Source organism: Marinomonas ostreistagni (genome assembly GCF_016888445.1).
GTDB classification, from domain to species: Bacteria; Pseudomonadota; Gammaproteobacteria; order Pseudomonadales; family Marinomonadaceae; genus Marinomonas; species Marinomonas ostreistagni.
The window spans coordinates 925204-944206 of sequence record NZ_JAFEKF010000001.1; the positions used below are offsets into that span (position 1 = coordinate 925204).

The window sequence follows — 19003 nt, forward strand, 5'->3', positions numbered from 1 at the left end:
GTTAAAAATACCTTTCACTTACACAAGTTTTTTGACTTCCTGCCACTGCTTGGCAAGACGTTTTTCTGATACTGGCTCTAACGTACCGACGTTTTGGGCAAACATCGAAATACGGTACTCTTCCAGCAACCAACGATATTTGGTCAGTTGCGGGTCATAGATGCCCTTTTCATCGTGCGCTTGTTTCTGACGCACGTACTGTTCCCATAACGTTTCCAGTTGCCCAACGGCCGCATTTTCTTTGTTTAGATGGTTTTGAAAACGATCTAGACGTACTTCCACACCTTTGAAGTAGCGCGGCAGCTGGCCCAGCCAAAACAGCGGTGTACTGCCAATAAAGCCTGGATACACTAGATTTTCTAGCTGCTTTTTAATATCGCCATAAACGCGTGTCCACGGCAGCGGAATCGAGCCTTTCATGCGCTTAGCCACATGCTGATAAGCCGATAACACCGCATGTAATTGTTGCGCCATCTCATTACCGATCGTTACCAACTGGGCGCGATTGTCTTGTAGGCGTAGCTCAAACTCTTGTTTGGTGCGCGGTAGCGTCTTGCCTTGTAAAAACACCTTCTCCACGATGGCGTCTAAAAGATCGTTTAACAGTACTTCCTTTTTGCCTATAGGCGCGAACAACAACATCGACTCGCGTAATTTAGGCAGATTTTTCTCAAGGTACTTCATCTCCTTGTTTAGCGCTAGCTTAAATAATGCAATCACCCCTTTACGATGGGCCTCTTGAGCCGTATTGGGATCATCAAACATTTTTAGCGCGACACTGTCTTGCTGCGCCACCAAGGCTGGGAACGCCGTGACCTGAATGCCCGCCTGTTTGATTTCTTGGCGCTCAGGTACATCTTGTTCTGGCCACTGTGTCAGCTTAGTTTGTTCATGTTGCTTGGTACCAAATTTAGCAAAGCTTTGCTCGACCATGTCGGCAAAACGATGTTGCAACTCAGCCAAGTTTTTACCGCTGCCTAACACTTTACCGCGCTCATCGACCACATCAATGTTCAAGGTCAAGTGCCCTTCAAGCTTTTCTGCGCTCCATTCAGACAAGGGGATATCAATCAAGGTTTCACGCTTAATCTGCAGCGACAGCTGCTCCAACAGATCGCCCTTATCTTTGGATAAATTCGGGTAAATGCGATCAACAAATTGCGGAATCGGCACAAATCGGCGACGCAAGGCCTTCGGTAAAGCTCGGATCAGAGACTCACAACGCTCTTTGACATAACCGGGTACGGCCCAGCCTAGCTCATCTAGCGTCAATTGACGCAGCAAGCCAACTGGCACTTTTAGCGTCGCACCGTCTTGCTGCTTGCCTGGAGCAAAGGCGTAGTCAATCGGTAGCGCCACACCATTGAGCGAGTAGTTATCAGGAAACGCATAGTCATCCACATTGACGTCTTGATTGATCAAATCATCCCGCGTCATCTTTAAGGTGTCAGGATGCTGCTTGGCAAAGTACTCGATGCTTTTCTGATTACGTACATCGGCTGGCAAGCGCTCATCATAGAAGCGGAATACCGCTTCATCATCCACCAAAATGTCACGCGTGCGCAGCTTCGCTTCTTGGGTTTCAACGTCTTTGATCAGTGCTTGGTTGTGACGGTAAAACGCCGCTTTTGAACGCAGACCGGTTTCTACAAGCGCTTGGCGAATAAACACTTCACGGGCATCTTCTGGGTTCACATGGCCATAATCCACACGACGCTTAGCCACCAAGATCAAGCCATACAAAGACACTTGCTCATAGGCTACAACACGCCCTTGGTTACGCTCGAAATGCGGATCAAAATACTGGCGTTTCACAAACGGCGCGGCATAGTCTTCGACCCACTTAGGATCGATCTTAGCCACAATGCGCGCATAGAGCTTGGACGTCTCCACCAATTCTGCAGCCATCACCCATTGCGGTGGACGCTTAAACAACATGGAGCCTGGGAAGATAGCCAATTTGCGCGAGCGGCACCCAAGCATTTCTTTTGACTCATCAATACGGTTAGCGACCTGAGTAAACAAACCCGCTAGTAAGGCACGGTGAATCGACTCGTATTGGCGCTCTTCGTGCTCGACTTCTTTAAAGCCAAGTTGCTTACAAGCGATCAAGATTTGACGATGAATATCGCGCCATTCGCGCATGCGCATGAAGTTCAAAAACTGCTTACGACAATACTGACGTAATTGATTTTGTGACAGTTCTTGGCGTTGCGTCTCAAAGCGCTGCCACAGATTGAGCAACACCATGAAATCCGAATCTTCATCTTTGTCGACCGCGTGACACTGATCCGACTGGGTTTTCTTGTCTTGCGGGCGTTCGCGTGGGTCTTGCACCGATAGCGCACTGACAATGATCGCCACTTCTTTAAGAACATGCTGATCATGGGCCGCAATCAACATACGACCAAGTTTCGGGTCGATCGGTAATTTCGCCAATTGACGACCGATCTGCGTCAAGCGCTCGTTTTTAATTGCGCCCAATTCTGTCAAGGCACGATAGCCATCGTTGATCAAACGCTTGTCCGGCATTTCGACAAACGGAAACTTCTCTACCGCCCCCAGACGCAAATTGGCCATCTGCAAAATGACTGAGGCTAAGTTAGTACGAAAGATTTCCGGGTCGGTAAACTCAGGGCGGTTATTAAAATCCTCTTCGTCGTACAAACGAATACAGATACCGTCCGCTACACGTCCACAACGACCCGCCCGCTGGTTGGCACTGGCCTGGCTAATCTTTTCGATCGGTAATTGTTGCACCTTAGAGCGTACGCTGTAGCGACTGATACGCGCCAAACCTGGATCGATTACATAGCGAATGCCGGGCACGGTCAGGGAGGTTTCCGCGACGTTGGTGGATAACACCACGCGACGACCGCCGTGCGGCTTGAAAATTCGCTGCTGCTCACTGCTACTTAAGCGCGCATACAAAGGTAATACCTCAACCCCCTGCAATTGCTCACGGCGTAAGATTTCCGCCGTTTCACGAATTTCGCGTTCGCCTGGTAAAAACACCAAGATGTCGCCCGCACCACGATAGCCTGACGCGCGCTCTTCTGCGATCAACATAGACACAGCGTCAGCGATGCCCTGCTCCATGGATTGGTCTTCGTCGAGCTCTTCAACATCCGCCTTATTCAAAAGCGGTTGATAACGCACTTCGACAGGATAGGTTCGACCAGAGACTTCGATAATCGGCGCATCATTAAAGTGACGTGAAAAACGCTCCACATCGATGGTTGCCGATGTCACGATCACTTTAAGATCTGGGCGACTGTCCAGCACGCGCTTTAGGTAGCCAAGCAAGAAATCGATGTTTAGGCTGCGTTCGTGAGCTTCGTCGATGATGATGGTGTCGTATTTCTGCAGGAACTTATCTTGCTGAATTTCCGCCAGCAAAATACCGTCGGTCATGAGCTTAACAAGGGTTTCTTCTTCACTTTGATCCGTGAATCGCACCTGAAAGCCAACCGCTTCGCCCAATTTGACCTGCATTTCATCACTGATACGCTCCGCTACACTGCGCGCAGCGATACGGCGTGGCTGGGTATGGCCGATCTGACCTGCGATGCCACGGCCTGCTTCAAGACACATTTTAGGTAATTGTGTGGTTTTACCTGAGCCCGTCTCACCGGCAATGATGACGACTTGATGATCGCGGATCGCCCCAATAATCTCATCACGTCGCGTCGATACTGGCAGTGCTTCATCGTATTGAAGCGTCGGTACACGGGCTAAACGCGCGTCATAGAGTGACTTGGAAGCAGCTACTTGCTGGGCCAACTCTTGCTCAAGCTTATCGACGGGTAAACCTTGTTCACGACGCTTATTGAGCGTATCCAGCTTTTTGCTGATGGCGTGACGGTCACGGGTCATTAAGTTAGGTTGTGAGGCGTCTAATAGTGCGCTATTGAGTACTTCTGGCATGCTCTAATGAATACCTTTTTGCGTCAGCACTGTGCCATGCTGACCTGATAACTGTTTAATATGATTAAGATTCTATCATTTATTTTGATCGAGTCCTGCCCTTGGCAAAGAATAAGCTTCACCCATGGCGGTATCTAACCTTATAGTTCTAAATTCTTACATCGTTTGCCTAGATAGGTTTATAGTGACACCCTACAATGACTAGACAGACATTTATCCATCACACGAAAAGGAAGCAACATGTCCGAACATGTATACAACGACAATTCCCTGACCATCGGTAATACGCCTCTTGTGCGTCTTAATCGTGTTGGTAATGGCAACATCTGGGCCAAAGTAGAAGCCCGCAACCCAGCGTTTTCAGTCAAATGCCGTATCGGCGCCAACATGGTATGGGATGCAGAAAAACGCGGCCTACTCACCGAAGGTAAAGCCATCGTTGAGCCGTCTTCTGGCAACACGGGTATCGCGCTTTGTTTTGTTGCAGCGGCACGTGGCTACCCAATCACGATTACCATGCCTTCTAGCATGAGCCTTGAGCGTCGCCAAGTTATGAAAGCTTTGGGCGCCAACATCGTCCTAACAGAACCTGCCAAAGGCATGAAAGGCGCGATCGAAAAGGCCAAAGAAATTGCTGAAGACCCGAACTTTGTATTGCTACAGCAATTCGAAAACCCAGCCAACCCTGAGATCCACGAACAAACGACTGGTCCAGAAATCTGGAAAGATACGGACGGTGAAGTCGATGTATTTGTTGCAGGCGTCGGTACTGGCGGTACGATCACAGGTGTCAGCCGTTACATCAAGAATGTACAAGGCAAAGCCATCACTAGCGTGGCAGTAGAGCCAACCTCTTCGCCTGTCATCACCCAAACACTTAATGGCGAAGAGCCAACGCCAGCGCCGCATAAGATCCAAGGTATCGGTGCCGGCTTTGTACCGAAAAACCTAGATCTTTCGGTGATTGACCGTGTCGAACAGGTCACTAACGAAGACGCGATCGCCATGGCTAAGCGCTTAATGCGTGAAGAAGGTATTTTGTGTGGCATCTCTTGTGGTGCAGCCGTCGTCGCAGCGGAGAAACTAAGCCAAGAGCCAGAGTTTGCAGATAAGAAAATCGTTGTGGTCTTACCAGACTCGGGTGAGCGCTACCTGTCTACGGCGTTGTTTGAAGGTGAATTCAGCGATAACGAAACCGTTCAGTAAGTCCCCCTAAGCCTAGCAAAAGCCGACTAACTGTCGGCTTTTTTAGGTTCAATATGCGCGACTAACTCACCGGCCTCAAACACACACAACTCACCCGCTTGCATTTGCTGCCAAGTTTCATCGTGTGTCAGTGGTTGCGTTGCAATCACGGTCACCACGTCTTTATCACTGGTCACTTCTTTAAAGTCTACTGTCATGTCTTCATCAGCCAAAGTCGCCGGTTTAAACGGCGCTCGGCGAGTGATCCAGTGTAACTTGGTTGTGCAGTAGCAAAATAAATACTGGCCATTGGACAACATCATGTTGAACACGCCCTTCTCACGCAAACGATCCGCCAATTGACCTAGCTCTTGCGTCAGCTCTTCAATTGGCGGCATTTGATCGCCAAACTTCGCTAGCAACTGCTCGATAATCCAGCAAAAAGCCCGCTCAGAATCCGTCGTACCAAGCGGATAATGGCTTAAAATATCTAAACTCTGCGGCGTATCCAGTTGGCCATTATGGGCATAACTCCAAGTGGTATCCCATAACAAACGACTAAATGGGTGTGTATTAGGCAAACACACATGGCCCACATTGGCTTGGCGAATGTGACTAATGACGATGTGACACTTGAGCGACGTTTGGCTCATGATATACGCCATATCCGATGCCGCACTTGGGCGCGGATCATGGATCGCCCAAACGTGGTCATCACGGTACATGGCCATGCCCCAACCGTCTTTGTGAGGGCCAGTGCGCCCACCGCGGGCTCTTAAACCCGAAAAACTAAAACAAATGTCCGTCGGGACATTGGCACTCATGCCCAATAACTCACACATCGCTGTCTTCTACTACATTTTGCTGTTGACGTTTTTTACGAATTTTACGAAAGGCTAAGTAACCACCGATCAACACTAAAAGCCCCACACCATTGATTGCACCATAAAGCAGCCAATCACTGCTGTCTAAGCCTTCGGTTTCGGCCTCGGCCTCATCGGTTGCCTCAATTGTCTCGACCTCTTCAGGCGCTGCCTGCTCTTCTTCTACTGGCGCTTCTGGGTCTTCCACCACTGAAATCTGTGGCGTCACGACCACGGGCATCAAATCACGGTTCACCACCGCCGCGGCGGCAATCGTGGGATCGCCCGATTCTTGCTGAGCTTGGCTAATGTTAACAGCACCTGCGGCTTCGCGACTCAGGATCCATTCGGGCGTCGAGTATTCAAAGCGCACACCCGTTTGAGTGATGCCGATTAAACGAACATGAGCTCTTACCGTACTGTTCGGCTGTACTGGATACACTTTTTGCCAGTAACCCTCGCCGATGATCGGCATTTCTAGAGACTCTTCAGAACCATCACGGAAGGTTAAGATCAAACGTGCATTACTGCGCATCAGATTTAGGCGCAAGTTAGTCGGTTTCGCCGAAAAGGCTACCAAATTCTCACTTTCTTTTTCCACCTCAAAAGTGATCGGTGCTCGTACGGCAAAAAACTGACTCAGTTGACGCACAAACGTTTGCCCGTCTACCTCAGAAATCAGCTCGTAATTGCCTTCTGCAGTGATCTGCTCCACTTTATTTTTAAACTGGCTGTTGGCAATCGGCAACTGTGCTTGCATCAATTGTTTCGAGTCTTCGCCGCTGAGCAGGTTCAGTCTTTGCTCAACGTTCACCAGATCCAACACCTCAGCATCTTTAATCAACTCGCGATCTTGGAACAATCCGACGGTGGAGTAGATCGGCTCGTTGACAAATAATACTGGCGCCACCTTGGTCGCCTGAGCACTTAAATTTGTGATGACGCGCACGCTACTGCGTTCAAGATCTACATCTTCCACGCGCCAAGTACCAACACTTGGCTTCGTAATAGTCGCTAGGGTGTAATGCTCATTTTCGACCGCAGAAACATTGGCGGCATCTAAGCGCAGACGCTCACCATTGGGTCGATAAATCGAAGGAACGACATTTTCTTGATGAAAAATAAGCAACGTGGCTTCATCAATCGCCTCATCAATAGCAAAGGTATTGCCATCAAATGGCACCTCTTCAGACGGCGCAGCTTGTGAAAATATACGATCAAAGGTATCTAACAGCGCTTCTGGTGTGGCGACTTCCGTATGGGTCGCATCGGTCAAGGTCGATACCGACTGCAATAACTCTTGGTCGGTATAGCCGGTCATGGAAATGGTATGTAAATGAATACCACGCTCAGCGAGCTCGGTCGCCAAATCTGAGCGGATACGGTTGCGCGAGGCTTCATTGACCGCATCGTCCAAACTGACATCAACCATACCGTCCGTCACTAAGATCCAATGACGATCATAGTCAGGCGCCAACTTAACGCTATCAGGGGTTTGCAGCAATAAACGGATAACAGATTCTAGGTCGGTCTTTAGATCACCGGGCTCATAGCGACCAATGGCATCGTTTAATCTAGATTTGGTTTGATTATTGATCAGTGATTCGGGCAGTAGCACTCGGGAGCGCTCACCAAACAGCCAAACGCCTAAAGAGGCACGCTGCTCAGGCGCTAAGTCTGAAATTAGCTTGAGCGCCTCGGCCGTTAGCTTGTCTGGGTCATTGATCAGCATGCTACCCGACGCATCGACAATTAAGCGAAATTGCGTGTCCGCAACCGACCACGGGGACAGCAGCAGAAGAGTCGAAACGATACAGGCTTTCACGTACTTTTTCACAAACATCGACTACTCCTCAGCCACTGATTTAATTGTTGGGTAGGTTTTGGCCCTAACTGGGATCGTAAGGCTCGGGCATTCCGTGTACCCATTTAATAATATGTTCTTGCCAGTCTTCTTCGTCAACGGTGTTTTCGTTAACAGCATAGTGACTTACGTTAAGACCTTGACGTTTCATTTCGCGGTCACTGCCCACTACCAGCGGATGCCAGTTTGGTAAATCACCCGTCTCATGCAGCACTCGATAGCCACAAGTATCCGGCAGCCAATCAAACTTAGACACGTCTTCTGGCGTCAATGACAAGCAGCCTTCAACTTTTTCTAAACGCTTGTCATAGACTTTACAGCGACATGCGCCAATGTCGAGCTGATGACACGACAGATTGGTGTAGTACACCTCGTCTGTTTCATCATCGGCAAGCTTCTGCAAACAGCACTTACCACAGCCATCGCACAGTGACTCCCATTCTTGGGTCGTCATCTGTGCCATGGGTGTGGTTTTCCAAAACGGTTCATAACGCTTAGCGATCATTAGTAACGCGCTTCCGTTGGGGCTTTATACAAATCCAGCAGGTACTCTTCACGTGCAGGTGGCATTTGTAGGTAGAAGCCTTTTTCTACAATAGAATCCATCACATCTTTGGCATTGGCACGGGCGAGCTTTTGCTCCGGTTTTATCAGCATGGTCATCACGCTGACGCCTTCACCAAAGCGTTCCATTAACGCCTCAGGAACGTCTTTCAAGCCTTTTTGCTTTTCTACGTAGAGATACATTTCGTCTTTCTTTGATGAGCGAAAAATCTCAATAATCATGTGTTTCATGGTCGATACTCAATGGGTCATATAATCAGTTAGCAAATTTTTCTAACAAAGGCGCGACAACCTTTTCTTTACGCCAACCATTAAAGACAGGATTTGACCAGTCCATTGGCGAACCTTCATAAATATGTCGCATCAGCGGATCCAAAAGTTTGCGTTTTAACACCACCTCTGGCGCCACTTCAAGCTGCTGCGCGAGTGCTTTTAGGTGACTGCGCATGGCTTTGGATAAATCCCCTGCGTCTGAAGGCAGTGGTGCTGGAAGAGCGTTTTGATACTCGTCCGCACTCAACTCATTGACCAGAGCGACGTGCTCAATCACTGTATTGGCATAGAGACGGACTTGCTTCGGGGTAATGTCTTCTGCTTGTCCCACATCTCGAGCATTATCAGGCAATGTTTTCGCCAGTGACCATAAGGTGCGGTCTTTTAAAATCTGACCTTTAGGCACATCGCTTTCGCGAGCCCTTTCATCACGCCAAATAAATAAACGACGTAACAAGGTTAAGCTCTTAGGTTTTAAACGCCAAGCAGCTTTGACACCGTCCCAGTTTTGCTCTGGATCGTTGTTTTGCTGATATTGCCATTTAAGGCTTTCGCAGTCCTCTAACACCCAATCAAGCATTTGCTTGGTAGTTAAGCGCTCGATTTGCATCGGATAGAGTTCAGCGAGGTAAATCACGTCTAGAGCAGCGTAGCGTTTTTGGGCATCCGTTAACGGTCGTAAAGTCCAGTCCGAACGCGTTTCGTCTTTCGCAACATCGATATCAAGGTATTCTTTTACCAGTTTGACGTAGCTCAATGACCACTGTGCCGAAGCAAAAGCTTCGCCGATCTGAGTGTCGTAAAACGGCGTTGGTAATACACCGACTAAACGATCGAATACATCTAAATCTTCAGAGCAAGCATGGAACACTTTCATCACATCTTGGTTGACCATCAGCTCACGTAATGGCGCCCAATCGCTGATCGTTTGCGGGTCAATCAGCACCGCTTGCTGACCCTCAGACACTTGAATCAAACCAGTCACTGGGTAATAAGTAGTACGACGTACAAACTCCGTGTCCACGGCGATAAAAGAAAGTGTTGACCAATACTCACACCACTTGCGTAAAGCGCTGTCAGTATCGACCCAGACGATGTCTAGGGTTTGATTTTGTATATCCATGTTAGAGTTTTTTCCGGCCTTCTAATGCCAACGCTAACGTATTGCCGTCAACGTATTCTAATTCGCCACCCATGGGCACGCCCTGGGCGATGCGGCTGACGTCGATACCTTTAGGTTTAAGCATGTCTGCAATGTAATGGCAGGTTGCTTCGCCTTCTACGGTACTATTGGTTGCGATAATGACTTCTTCTACCCCCTCTTGGGCGGTAATACTGTCCAGACGCTCAAGACCTAATTCTTCTGGGCCTATGCCGTCTATGGGCGACAAATGCCCCATCAACACAAAGTAGATGCCATCAAACTGTTTCGTGGTTTCGATCGCAATGACATCCGCAGGGGTTTCTACGATGCATAGACGCGAACGGTTACGATCCTCGTCAGCACAAATTTGACAAAGATTATCTTCTGTCAATGTGCGACATTGATTACAGCGCCCAACTTTGTCCAGTGCTTCACGTAATGATTGCGCAAGGCGATCAGCGCCTTGCGAATCACGTTCGAGCAGGTAAAGCGCCATCTTTTGCGCCGACTTGGGCCCGACACCGGGAAGACAGCGCAATGAATCAATCAATTCTTTAATTAATGGGCTAAACAAACAAAGCTCCTAGAATGGCATTTTAAAGCCAGGAGGAATTGGCATACCGTCTGTCGCTGCTGCCATTTTCTCTTTTGATGTCGCATCGATATTGCGTACTGCATCGTTGATAGCCGCTGCAACGAGATCTTCTAGCATTTCTTTATCGTCTTCAAACAAAGAGTCATCGATCGAAACGCGTTTAACATCGTGACGGCCCGTCATGGTGATCTTCACAAGACCGGCACCGGCTTGGCCTTCGACTTCCATATTGCCGATTTCTTCTTGGACTTTCTGCATGTTTTCCTGCATTTTCTGCGCTTGGCGCATCATGTTGCCCATACCACCTTTAAACATATCTCTCTCCAATATTGAGTCTAAGCTTTTACTTTTACAGTATCGTACAGTACTTGCCCACCAAAGGTCTGCGCTAAGGCTTGTACCAGCGGGTGAGTATTCAAATGATCGATTGCTGCCTGCAATGCTTCGGCGCGTTTGCTGGCAGCGAATTCTTCTGCTGTGACCCCTTCTACTTCTGCCAAGGTATCAATAATCAAAGGTACCGGCATCTGGAAGAAGTCAGATAATTCGTTTTTAATTTGCTCGTAACGCGCTTGATTGAGCATGTGCCCGTACTCTAGCGGCACTTGAAGCTTAATCCCCTGCTCTGACGCATCGATCAAACAGGAGTTCATGGCTATATTTTGGACCAATCCTGTTAATTTCAAGCGCGGCGCCACCAACCACCAAAGATTCATCGTCATCTCTTGGTAGTGGTTAATCTCAGGTAACGCCATACCTAATGCTGGCTGAGCCACCGTATCTGGAATTGGCTGCAGCTTTTGCGACGCTGGCGCAGCCTCTTCTGATACCGCATCGATTAAGCTTGCTGACATGGCATAAGGGTCTTCGGTCTCAGCAATGGCACGCTCATCGGCCTCTTCATCGCTCTCTTCTTCCACCGCACTGTCTGCACTGGTGAGCATATCTGATAAGCGTTTGGCCGAGTCCTTGGTGGGCTTTGGAGCAGCCACTTCTGAAACAACCTCTTCTGGCGCCGGTTCATCTGCAGCGAGCACTTCTGGCGCAGGCATGCTGTTCACTGGTAAAGGCTCTACCGCCGACGGTTGAATACTTGGCTCTGACGGCGCGTCTTCCCAAGGCGGATGCTCTTCTACCACAGGTTGTGCAGGCGCAACAGGCGCTTGAGGCGAGACTTGTGGTGCTGGCATAGCGACTGTAGGACTTACTTCTGGCTCAGGAGAAGCATCACTAGCGGCTTCTTCTGGTGCTGGCATTTCTGGCGCAGGAGAAACTGGTGCTGGTGCTGGTGCAGGCGCTGGTGCTGGTGCTGGTGCTGGTGCTTGATAGCTTGGCACCATTGATCCCGCAGGACGAAAGGCAATTAAGCGCAGCATCAACATTTCAAAGCCTGAGCGAATGGTATGCGCCAATGGCAAATCACGTTTACCCACCAACAAACTTTGGTACATCACCTGAGTTTCTTCCGGTGAGATGGATTGCGCTAATTGCTGAATACGCGCCAAGTCACCCATTTGATCGACCAATACGCCCGGCACTTGTTGCTCGATCGCTATGCGGTGTAATGCATCGAGCAAGGCGCCACAAATAGATTGAAAATCTGGCTGATAATCCGCCAGTTGCTCAACCTTGGCCAATGTGCCGGCCGCATCTTTGGCAGCCACCAATTCAAGCAACGATAAAATCTGAGTTTGATTCACCAAACCCAGCATCGAGGTGACACCGGTTTCGGTAATTTGACCGTCACCAAAAGCAATCGCTTGATCCGTTAGACTTAACGCATCTCGCATACTGCCATTAGCCGCTTGACCGATCTGCCATAAAGATGGCTGATCAAAGCTCACTTGTTCAGTTGTCAGAATCGTCTGCAGGTAGTCGACCACGCGCTGTGGCGACATATTTTTTAAGTTAAACTGCAGACAACGTGACAAGATGGTCACCGGTAATTTTTGTGGGTCCGTGGTCGCCAACAAAAACTTCACATGCTCTGGGGGCTCTTCCAGCGTTTTTAGTAGCGCATTGAACGAGTGACTCGAGAGCATGTGCACTTCGTCTATCAAGTAAACTTTAAAACGACCGCGTGTCGGAGCATATTGTACGTTTTCCAGTAGTTCACGGGTGTCTTCTACTTTAGTACGCGAGGCCGCATCGACCTCGATCAAATCGACAAAACGCCCTTCGGCAATTTCACGACAACTGTCACACTCACCACAAGGCTCCGGCGAAATCCCCTTCACTTCACAGTTTAGACATTTGGCAAAGATACGTGCGATGGTGGTTTTACCGACCCCGCGGGTACCGGTAAACAAATAGGCATGGTGCAAACGCTGCTGGCGCAATGCGTTAACCAGTGCTTGGAGTACGTGATCTTGACCTGCCATTTCTAGGAAGGTTTGCGGACGCCATTTACGTGCGAGTACTTGGTAGCTCATGCGGACAGTATCGTTACTTTTTGTTGGGCTGAATTCAGCAGTTTAGAGCCTGGAGTATGCTCAAAAGCGACTCTTAGGACAACTTGGTAATGTTTTGAATTTTAAGCTTTTTCAGTCAGAAAAGAAATAAACAAAAAAGGCCAGCACGGGCTGACCTTTTAGCTATCGCATCTTATCGTTGCGAGAAAGCTTATTGACCTGCTTGACGCTGGCGCTCACGCTCTTCTTCTTTTTCACGGCGATGCTTCTCAACCGCATCAACCACTTCAGCACCGATGTGGGCTTCGCCACGCTGTTTCGCCAATTGCACTTGACGCTCACGCTCGATAAAACGGCGGCGCTGCTCGTCAGTGTACTTATCAAAACAATGCGGACAGCTTACGCCTTGCTCAAAGCGCTCATCTTGCTTTTCTTCTTCAGTGATTGGCATACGACACGCATGACACTGGTCGTATTCGCCTTTTTCCAGTTTGTGGTTAACCGATACACGGTTATCAAACACAAAGCATTCACCTTGCCACATGGTTTCGTCTTCAGGCACTTCTTCTAAATACTTAAGAATGCCACCTTCAAGGTGATACACCTCTTCAAAACCCTGCTCTTTCAAGTAAGCAGTCGATTTTTCACAGCGGATACCGCCGGTACAGAACATCGCTACTTTCTTGTTTTTCTCAGGATCTAGGTTTTCTTTAACGTAGTCTGGGAATTCACGGAAGGTATCGGTTTTTGGGTTGACCGCGTTTTCGAACGTACCGATTTGGAACTCGTAATCGTTACGGGTATCGATCAACACAACATCTGGATCAGAAATCAGTGCGTTCCAATCTTTTGGCTTAACGTAAGTGCCGACCACTTTACGTGGATCCACACCTTCAACGCCCATGGTCACGATTTCTTTTTTCAGTTTTACTTTGGTGCGGTAAAACGGCATTTCATCGTCGTACGATTCTTTGTAACCAATGTTATCAAGGCCAGGCTGCTGCGCCAACCAAGCTAACATGGCATCAATGCCTTCACGACTGCCAGCAACGGTACCGTTGATGCCTTCGTTGGCGAGCAACAAAGTACCACGCACACCATTGTCTTCCAGTAATTGACGCAGCGGTTCGCGCAGTTCTTGGTAATTATCTAACTGCACGAATTTGTACAGGGCACATACTACAACTTTTGACACGTTATTCTCTCCTAATGCGATCTGGAACGTAAAACCAGAGCCTTTAATTGAAGGCGCGCATTATAGAGAAAACAGGCATGTTTTGCGAATTTTATTGATCCGGATCAACAATATTTTGGATGCTGTTGTTCACACGGAACCAGCCCGCAATGCTGTGACGAGTTCGCTTGGCTTTAAGCACCTCATGAGGAAAGGCCTCACTTAGAAACACCGCAAGACGCCCTTTCAGCGGCGCGTACTGACCTACCGCCTGATTATGATCATGCTCATCAAATAAAATTAATTCGCCACCATCATCACTTTGCCAATCTTCGTTAAGGTACAGCACGGTGGACAGCACTCGGTTGCTTTTACCCTTAAAAGCATCTAAATGCTTTTCGTAAAATGCCCCTTCTTCGTAGCGCGCAAAATGCGCTTCATAATCCCACAAACCTAAGATCAAGCGGCGATTAAACTCTACCCTTAAATCCCGCATAGCATCTAAAAATACCGTACGAGCAGGTGTTTCTGGATCGATCCAGCGAATGTAATCACGGCGACGATCAAGAGCGACTTGATGATCGGTTTTGCGCCCTACACCCGCTTGATGCATATAAGCATTATCAAGCTCTTCTACATCCGCCATCAAGGCGTCAATCAAAGCAGGTGAAAAGAACCCGTCGGTGACACTCCAACCTTTTTCGCGGATATCGCTTACCACTTGGTCAAAGGGCGTGTCACTGGTAAAAGGAGCAATGGCGCTCATAGATGAAACCTTAGAAGCATTGTAAACCGACAGATGATACTGTAGCGTGCCGCGCTGTACAGTCTTTTTGTGGAACTTTTGCCGTGTATCAACTTCGTGACTATCAACAAGAAGCCGTCGATGCCACGCTCACGCACTTTCGCGGTAGCGATGACTCAGCCGTTATTGTTTTACCCACCGGCGCCGGCAAAAGCTTAGTAATCGCCGAAATCTGCCGCTTAGCACGCCATAAGGTGATTTGCTTAACCCACGTCAAGGAGCTGGTTCAGCAAAACCACCAAAAACTGACAGAGCTGGGTGTCGATGCTGGCATATACTCTGCGGGATTAAAGCGCAAAGACCTTGAGCACAAAGTGACGTTTGCCAGCATTCAGAGCTTGGCGCGTGGCCTGGAGGACAATCAAGCCCCGCTCTCCTTATTGATCATTGATGAATGCCACCGCATCCCGAAAGCTGAGCAAGGTCAGTATCACGAGGCGATTGCGCATTTCAAAGCACTTAATCCTAAACTCAAAGTTCTCGGCCTGACTGCAACTCCCTACCGTCTTGATAGCGGCTGGATTTACAAGCAACATTACTGGGGCTTTTTCCGCGACGTAGACACTCCTTTTTTCCAAAAATGCATCTACGAACTTCCTCTAAGACGCCTTGTGAAAGACGGCTATCTGACCGAACCTAAGGTATTTGATGCCGCCATCGCCCATTACGACTTTAGCGGACTAGAATCTCATCAGGACGCCGATCAGCCCAGAGAGCAACAACTCAACGAACTGGTCAAGCAACATCCTCGCGTCACCCAAGCCATCTGCGAGCAAATCATCGAACGCTCACTAGAGCGCAAAGGTGTGATGATATTTGCCAGTACCGTCGAGCATGCCATAGAGATTATGGGCTACCTGCCCCGAGCAGAAAGCCGCCTTGTCACCGCCAACACAAGCAACCAAGAGCGCGATAAGATCATTTGTGATTTCAAAGCTCAGCAGGTGAAATATCTGGTCAACGTATCGGTGCTTACCACAGGCTTCGATGCCCCACATGTGGATGTTATTGCACTACTTAGACCCACTGAATCGGTCAGCTTGTTTCAGCAAATGGTGGGCCGAGGCTTGCGTCTGGCACCGGAAAAAAAAGATTGCCTAGTACTCGATTACACCAACAGTGGTTACGATATTTTTCAGCCCGAAATAGGCAGCAGCAAACCTAACCCTCAAAGTCAGTTAGTGCAGGTTGAATGCCCCCAATGCAGCTTTCAAAATATGTTCTGGGGCAAAAAAGCCAGTGACGGAACGCTACTGGAACATTACGGTAGACGTTGCCAAGGGCTGGTAGAAACGCCCGACGGCGAATTCCAATGCGACTACCGCTTTGTATTCAAGCGTTGCCCGCACTGCAATGAAGAAAACGATATCGCAGCGCGGCATTGCCAACACTGTCATGAGCGCTTGATCGACCCTGATGACATCTTGAAAAAAGCACTCAACCTAAAAGGTCACAAAGTCCTGCGCTGCCAAGCCATTAGCCCCACAATCCAAGGCAACGTACTGACGATTCGCTATCATGATGAAGACGCTGAGGAGCTCAAGCAACGCTTTAATTTTGATTACAAAAAAGAGCTGACTCGCTTCAATGAAGAATTTGGCCGACGCATTGCCCAAGGCAGTCAGCCGCTAGAATTTGAACGCGCCACACAAGTACAACCATTTTTTGAGCACTTACCTTGCCCCGACTTTGTCATCGCCGAGCAAGTGAAGCAGCATTGGCGCGTGACCCAGCTACTGTTTGATTACCAAGGCCCTTATCGCAAGGCCAACGCGCTCAGATAAAGCCCTAACGCGCTGCAAGAGCATTGTTAAACGACACGGTAAAAGGCAAATTCAACGTCTCTAGTCGTGCCAGTACCTGAGCGTCCGCAAAGCGGTTCTCAGGCAAACACTCCATAAATACCAACCAGTAATTGGCCAATATGTTCTCAGCAAAGATATTGGCAGTTTTCTGATCCACCCCTACTTCCATAAAGCGATTAACCACACCCTCTTTCATAGAGGCTGTCTGTTGATGGTGAAAACCGCCCTGTATAACGCTATCGAGCATTATCTGGCGGGTAAACTCGCCGTACTGGCCATAAAAAGGAAACAGGGTTTTGGCAACTTGCTGAATGTATTCGGTGGGGGAAGGTGTTGGAGAATGAAGACCGACGGTACTTTTAAGGGCGCCGTCCATTGCATCAAAATAGATCTCTCTGACTAGCTCAAGCTTATCGGCAAAGTGGACAAAAAATGTGCCCACAGCTACACCCGCTAAGCGACTGATTTCACGTGTAGTGGTCGGCTCAATGCCGTGTTCGAAAAAGGCCCGTTGCGCCACCTGCTTAATTTTGGCACGCGTCGCAGTTTTTTGTTGAGCTCGACGGTTCACAATCATCACTCCCTAGATAATGATCGCTTAGTCTAGCGAAAAGCCTCGCCTGATTAAATAGCGCTCAACCTTAACGACGCAAATTCATCGCTAAGGGCGAATTAGGCGCCGAGCGTCGCTCTAGGTCGCCCATAAAACTTTTAATCAATTCAGCGTTGTAACCATGATCAGATTTACCAGCCCGAGAGCATGCGCGCATATCAATACGCACCTCATTGCGTTGCTGGCGCGTAATACGGATCACGACATCATTGCGCAAACCAAAAATGGGGGTACGAGCGGTCGCCTCAATGACGCCAGCGCTTGGATACTGCGCCACCAAGTCCCAACCACGCTCACGCACTAACGCCAACGTCTCAACGTAAGCTTGCTTAAAATTCTGCTCAAGCAGAAGTGGTTGCACATCAGGGTATGCCTCTTGCTGCAATTCAGCCCAAGCACGATTATACGTCAGAGGATGCTCGTCAGCGTTACGCAAAAAGCCGACATTGATAAAGACAGGAGGATTTTGTAGATCTGTCGTGACATCATAAATATCGGGGAGTTTAGACTTTTGCAGGTACAGCATCGCCCACATAGCACTGTAAACAAACGACACAACACCGACCAATATAAAAAAACGTCGACTGTTGGCAGCACTGCTTTCGTTACGGCATACGATTAAAGCAACAACCGTTAACAGGGATAAAGCAAAGGCTGCGAAAACGGTTTTTCGCAATAAAGAAAAAGCGGCCGCTGGCTCTAACACCCCAACGCGTACACCCGCTATAGAAACAAACGCCGCACACCCTAGTAACATTAAAAGCACATACAGGACCGGCGAGATGTAACGACTCATAGACTACTCATTTTTAAAACTCTACTGATGCCACCTTAGCTGGAGTTTTTAAAACAGCATAGAGCACGATGACAGCATGACTCTTGATTCCACCAAATTTGCATATTTTTCGTAAATACACCTGATTTTCAATGGATTATTGCCGCACAAAGCGTCACACTGCCTCCTTTAAAAATGACCCGTTCAGCTTAGCAAAAAGACATGACTAACCATCTTAAACACCCTCTGCACTGCGTGGATAACCTGCGCCAACAAGCCAAACAAAACAGCCAAAGAGCTTTTGTCGCGCGTGGCGCCAATGCCGAGCGCTGCCCGTCATGTCTTATGGCACAATTTGCCTGCTATTGTGATCAGCGCCAAGTACAATCGTGCGACATTGAAATTACTCTGCTGTACCACTATACCGAGATCCACAAGCCAACCAACAGCGGTCGATTAATTGCCGATCTATTTCCAGAGCAGACACAAGCTTACCTCTGGTCTCGGACCGAGCCTGACCCAGGCTTACTCAAGCGTATTGAGACATTTAAGGAGCGCAGCCTAGTACTGTATCCCGCTACCGAACGACGCCTTGAACAAGGACGCCACTTAGAGGCGCTACCAAATGCTAGCGCAGAAGACCCACTCCATATTATTGTGCTGGATGCTACATGGCGCTTAGCAAGCAAAATGCTCCATCAAAGTCGCTGGCTAGACCCGCTGGCCACCTTTGCCATAAGCGATGATACGCAACGATCCTTTAAGGTTCGCCACGCCAAACATGACAATCAATTTGCCACAGCCGAAGTCATGGCCATGCTGCTCGCCCAAGCGGGTCTTACATCACAGAGCCAAGTGCTGGCACAGTATTACCAGACATTTAATGAACACAGTCTAATGAGCCGTAAGCGTCACCCTAACTCACGTTAACACAACTAAACGCAACATAACTTTTACAGCAAAAGCAGTATAAACACCTACACTTAAGGCTTGCATTACTACTTT

General features: G+C 48.7%; 16 protein-coding genes. 3 read left to right on the forward strand and 13 right to left on the reverse strand.

Annotated elements, in window-relative coordinates:
- Window positions 1-18 precede the first annotated feature (18 nt).
- Window positions 19-3927 (reverse strand): ATP-dependent RNA helicase HrpA, encoded by a 3909-nt coding sequence (gene hrpA, locus JQX58_RS04475; protein ID WP_204145598.1) that lies wholly within the window; start codon window positions 3925-3927, stop codon window positions 19-21.
- Window positions 3928-4167: 240 nt separating this feature from the next.
- On the opposite strand from hrpA, the gene cysK reads away from it, so the two are divergent.
- Entirely contained in the window at window positions 4168-5133 is a 966-nt protein-coding gene (gene cysK, locus JQX58_RS04480; RefSeq protein WP_204145599.1) for a cysteine synthase A, read from the forward strand.
- A gap of 26 nt (window positions 5134-5159) precedes the next feature.
- Here cysK and JQX58_RS04485 read toward each other — a convergent pair whose 3' ends face one another.
- The 10 genes from JQX58_RS04485 to JQX58_RS04530 all read right to left on the reverse strand — a co-directional run bounded on the left by JQX58_RS04485 (window position 5160) and on the right by JQX58_RS04530 (window position 14766).
- Entirely contained in the window at window positions 5160-5954 is a 795-nt protein-coding gene (locus tag JQX58_RS04485) for a class II glutamine amidotransferase (RefSeq protein WP_204145600.1), read from the reverse strand.
- Window positions 5947-7818 carry a vWA domain-containing protein gene (locus JQX58_RS04490; RefSeq protein WP_204145601.1) on the reverse strand — a complete coding sequence of 624 codons (1872 nt, stop codon included), beginning with the start codon at window positions 7816-7818 and terminating at the stop codon, window positions 5947-5949. Before JQX58_RS04490 ends, JQX58_RS04485 begins: the two co-directional genes overlap by 8 nt.
- A 46-nt stretch (window positions 7819-7864) precedes the next feature.
- Window positions 7865-8344, reverse strand: a complete 480-nt coding sequence (locus JQX58_RS04495; protein WP_204145602.1) for a YcgN family cysteine cluster protein — start codon at window positions 8342-8344, stop codon at window positions 7865-7867.
- Window positions 8344-8634, reverse strand: a complete 291-nt coding sequence (locus tag JQX58_RS04500) for a YcgL domain-containing protein (RefSeq protein WP_204145603.1) — start codon at window positions 8632-8634, stop codon at window positions 8344-8346. The genes JQX58_RS04495 and JQX58_RS04500 overlap by 1 nt, the downstream gene beginning before the upstream one ends.
- A 25-nt stretch (window positions 8635-8659) precedes the next feature.
- Window positions 8660-9799 carry a ribonuclease D gene (gene rnd / locus JQX58_RS04505; protein WP_204145604.1) on the reverse strand — a complete coding sequence of 380 codons (1140 nt, stop codon included), beginning with the start codon at window positions 9797-9799 and terminating at the stop codon, window positions 8660-8662.
- A 1-nt stretch (window position 9800) separates the two neighbouring features.
- Window positions 9801-10394 carry a recombination mediator RecR gene (gene recR, locus JQX58_RS04510; RefSeq protein ID WP_204145605.1) on the reverse strand — a complete coding sequence of 198 codons (594 nt, stop codon included), beginning with the start codon at window positions 10392-10394 and terminating at the stop codon, window positions 9801-9803.
- 9 nt (window positions 10395-10403) lie between these two features.
- Window positions 10404-10730: a YbaB/EbfC family nucleoid-associated protein gene (locus tag JQX58_RS04515; RefSeq protein ID WP_204145606.1), complete on the reverse strand. Its 327-nt coding sequence runs from the start codon at window positions 10728-10730 to the stop codon at window positions 10404-10406.
- Window positions 10731-10750: 20 nt separating this feature from the next.
- Window positions 10751-12847: a DNA polymerase III subunit gamma/tau gene (gene dnaX / locus JQX58_RS04520; RefSeq protein WP_204145607.1), complete on the reverse strand. Its 2097-nt coding sequence runs from the start codon at window positions 12845-12847 to the stop codon at window positions 10751-10753.
- A gap of 190 nt (window positions 12848-13037) precedes the next feature.
- Window positions 13038-14021: an oxygen-dependent tRNA uridine(34) hydroxylase TrhO gene (gene trhO, locus JQX58_RS04525; protein WP_204145608.1), complete on the reverse strand. Its 984-nt coding sequence runs from the start codon at window positions 14019-14021 to the stop codon at window positions 13038-13040.
- Between the two features lie 91 nt (window positions 14022-14112).
- On the reverse strand, window positions 14113-14766 hold the full coding sequence (locus JQX58_RS04530; RefSeq protein WP_204145609.1) for a 2OG-Fe(II) oxygenase: 654 nt from the start codon (window positions 14764-14766) through the stop codon (window positions 14113-14115).
- A gap of 83 nt (window positions 14767-14849) precedes the next feature.
- Here JQX58_RS04530 and radD point away from each other — a divergent pair, with 83 nt between their 5' ends.
- Complete coding sequence (gene radD, locus JQX58_RS04535; RefSeq protein WP_204145610.1) at window positions 14850-16589, forward strand: DNA repair helicase RadD; 1740 nt, start codon at window positions 14850-14852, stop codon at window positions 16587-16589.
- Window positions 16590-16593: 4 nt separating this feature from the next.
- On the opposite strand, the gene JQX58_RS04540 is transcribed toward radD, so the two are convergent.
- Together JQX58_RS04540 and JQX58_RS04545 are read right to left on the reverse strand one after the other, a co-directional pair.
- Entirely contained in the window at window positions 16594-17181 is a 588-nt protein-coding gene (locus tag JQX58_RS04540; RefSeq protein WP_204145611.1) for a TetR family transcriptional regulator, read from the reverse strand.
- A gap of 70 nt (window positions 17182-17251) precedes the next feature.
- On the reverse strand, window positions 17252-18019 hold the full coding sequence (locus JQX58_RS04545) for a DUF1499 domain-containing protein (protein WP_204145612.1): 768 nt from the start codon (window positions 18017-18019) through the stop codon (window positions 17252-17254).
- A 201-nt stretch (window positions 18020-18220) separates the two neighbouring features.
- On the opposite strand from JQX58_RS04545, the gene JQX58_RS04550 reads away from it, so the two are divergent.
- Window positions 18221-18928: a tRNA-uridine aminocarboxypropyltransferase gene (locus JQX58_RS04550; RefSeq protein ID WP_204145613.1), complete on the forward strand. Its 708-nt coding sequence runs from the start codon at window positions 18221-18223 to the stop codon at window positions 18926-18928.
- The last annotated feature ends 75 nt before the right edge of the window (window positions 18929-19003 follow it).

What these genes read in the sequence shown, in the direction of transcription:
- JQX58_RS04500 (WP_204145603.1), bottom strand. Translation starts at nt 8,634, where the DNA reads ATGAAACACATGATTATTGAGATTTTTCGCTCATCAAAGAAAGACGAA.
- JQX58_RS04485 (WP_204145600.1), bottom strand. Translation starts at nt 5,954, where the DNA reads ATGTGTGAGTTATTGGGCATGAGTGCCAATGTCCCGACGGACATTTGT.
- JQX58_RS04550 (WP_204145613.1), top strand. Translation starts at nt 18,221, where the DNA reads ATGACTAACCATCTTAAACACCCTCTGCACTGCGTGGATAACCTGCGC.
- JQX58_RS04545 (WP_204145612.1), bottom strand. Translation starts at nt 18,019, where the DNA reads ATGAGTCGTTACATCTCGCCGGTCCTGTATGTGCTTTTAATGTTACTA.
- dnaX (WP_204145607.1), bottom strand. Translation starts at nt 12,847, where the DNA reads ATGAGCTACCAAGTACTCGCACGTAAATGGCGTCCGCAAACCTTCCTA.
- hrpA (WP_204145598.1), bottom strand. Translation starts at nt 3,927, where the DNA reads ATGCCAGAAGTACTCAATAGCGCACTATTAGACGCCTCACAACCTAAC.
- JQX58_RS04530 (WP_204145609.1), bottom strand. Translation starts at nt 14,766, where the DNA reads ATGAGCGCCATTGCTCCTTTTACCAGTGACACGCCCTTTGACCAAGTG.
- rnd (WP_204145604.1), bottom strand. Translation starts at nt 9,799, where the DNA reads ATGGATATACAAAATCAAACCCTAGACATCGTCTGGGTCGATACTGAC.
- cysK (WP_204145599.1), top strand. Translation starts at nt 4,168, where the DNA reads ATGTCCGAACATGTATACAACGACAATTCCCTGACCATCGGTAATACG.
- JQX58_RS04495 (WP_204145602.1), bottom strand. Translation starts at nt 8,344, where the DNA reads ATGATCGCTAAGCGTTATGAACCGTTTTGGAAAACCACACCCATGGCA.
- JQX58_RS04515 (WP_204145606.1), bottom strand. Translation starts at nt 10,730, where the DNA reads ATGTTTAAAGGTGGTATGGGCAACATGATGCGCCAAGCGCAGAAAATG.
- JQX58_RS04490 (WP_204145601.1), bottom strand. Translation starts at nt 7,818, where the DNA reads ATGTTTGTGAAAAAGTACGTGAAAGCCTGTATCGTTTCGACTCTTCTG.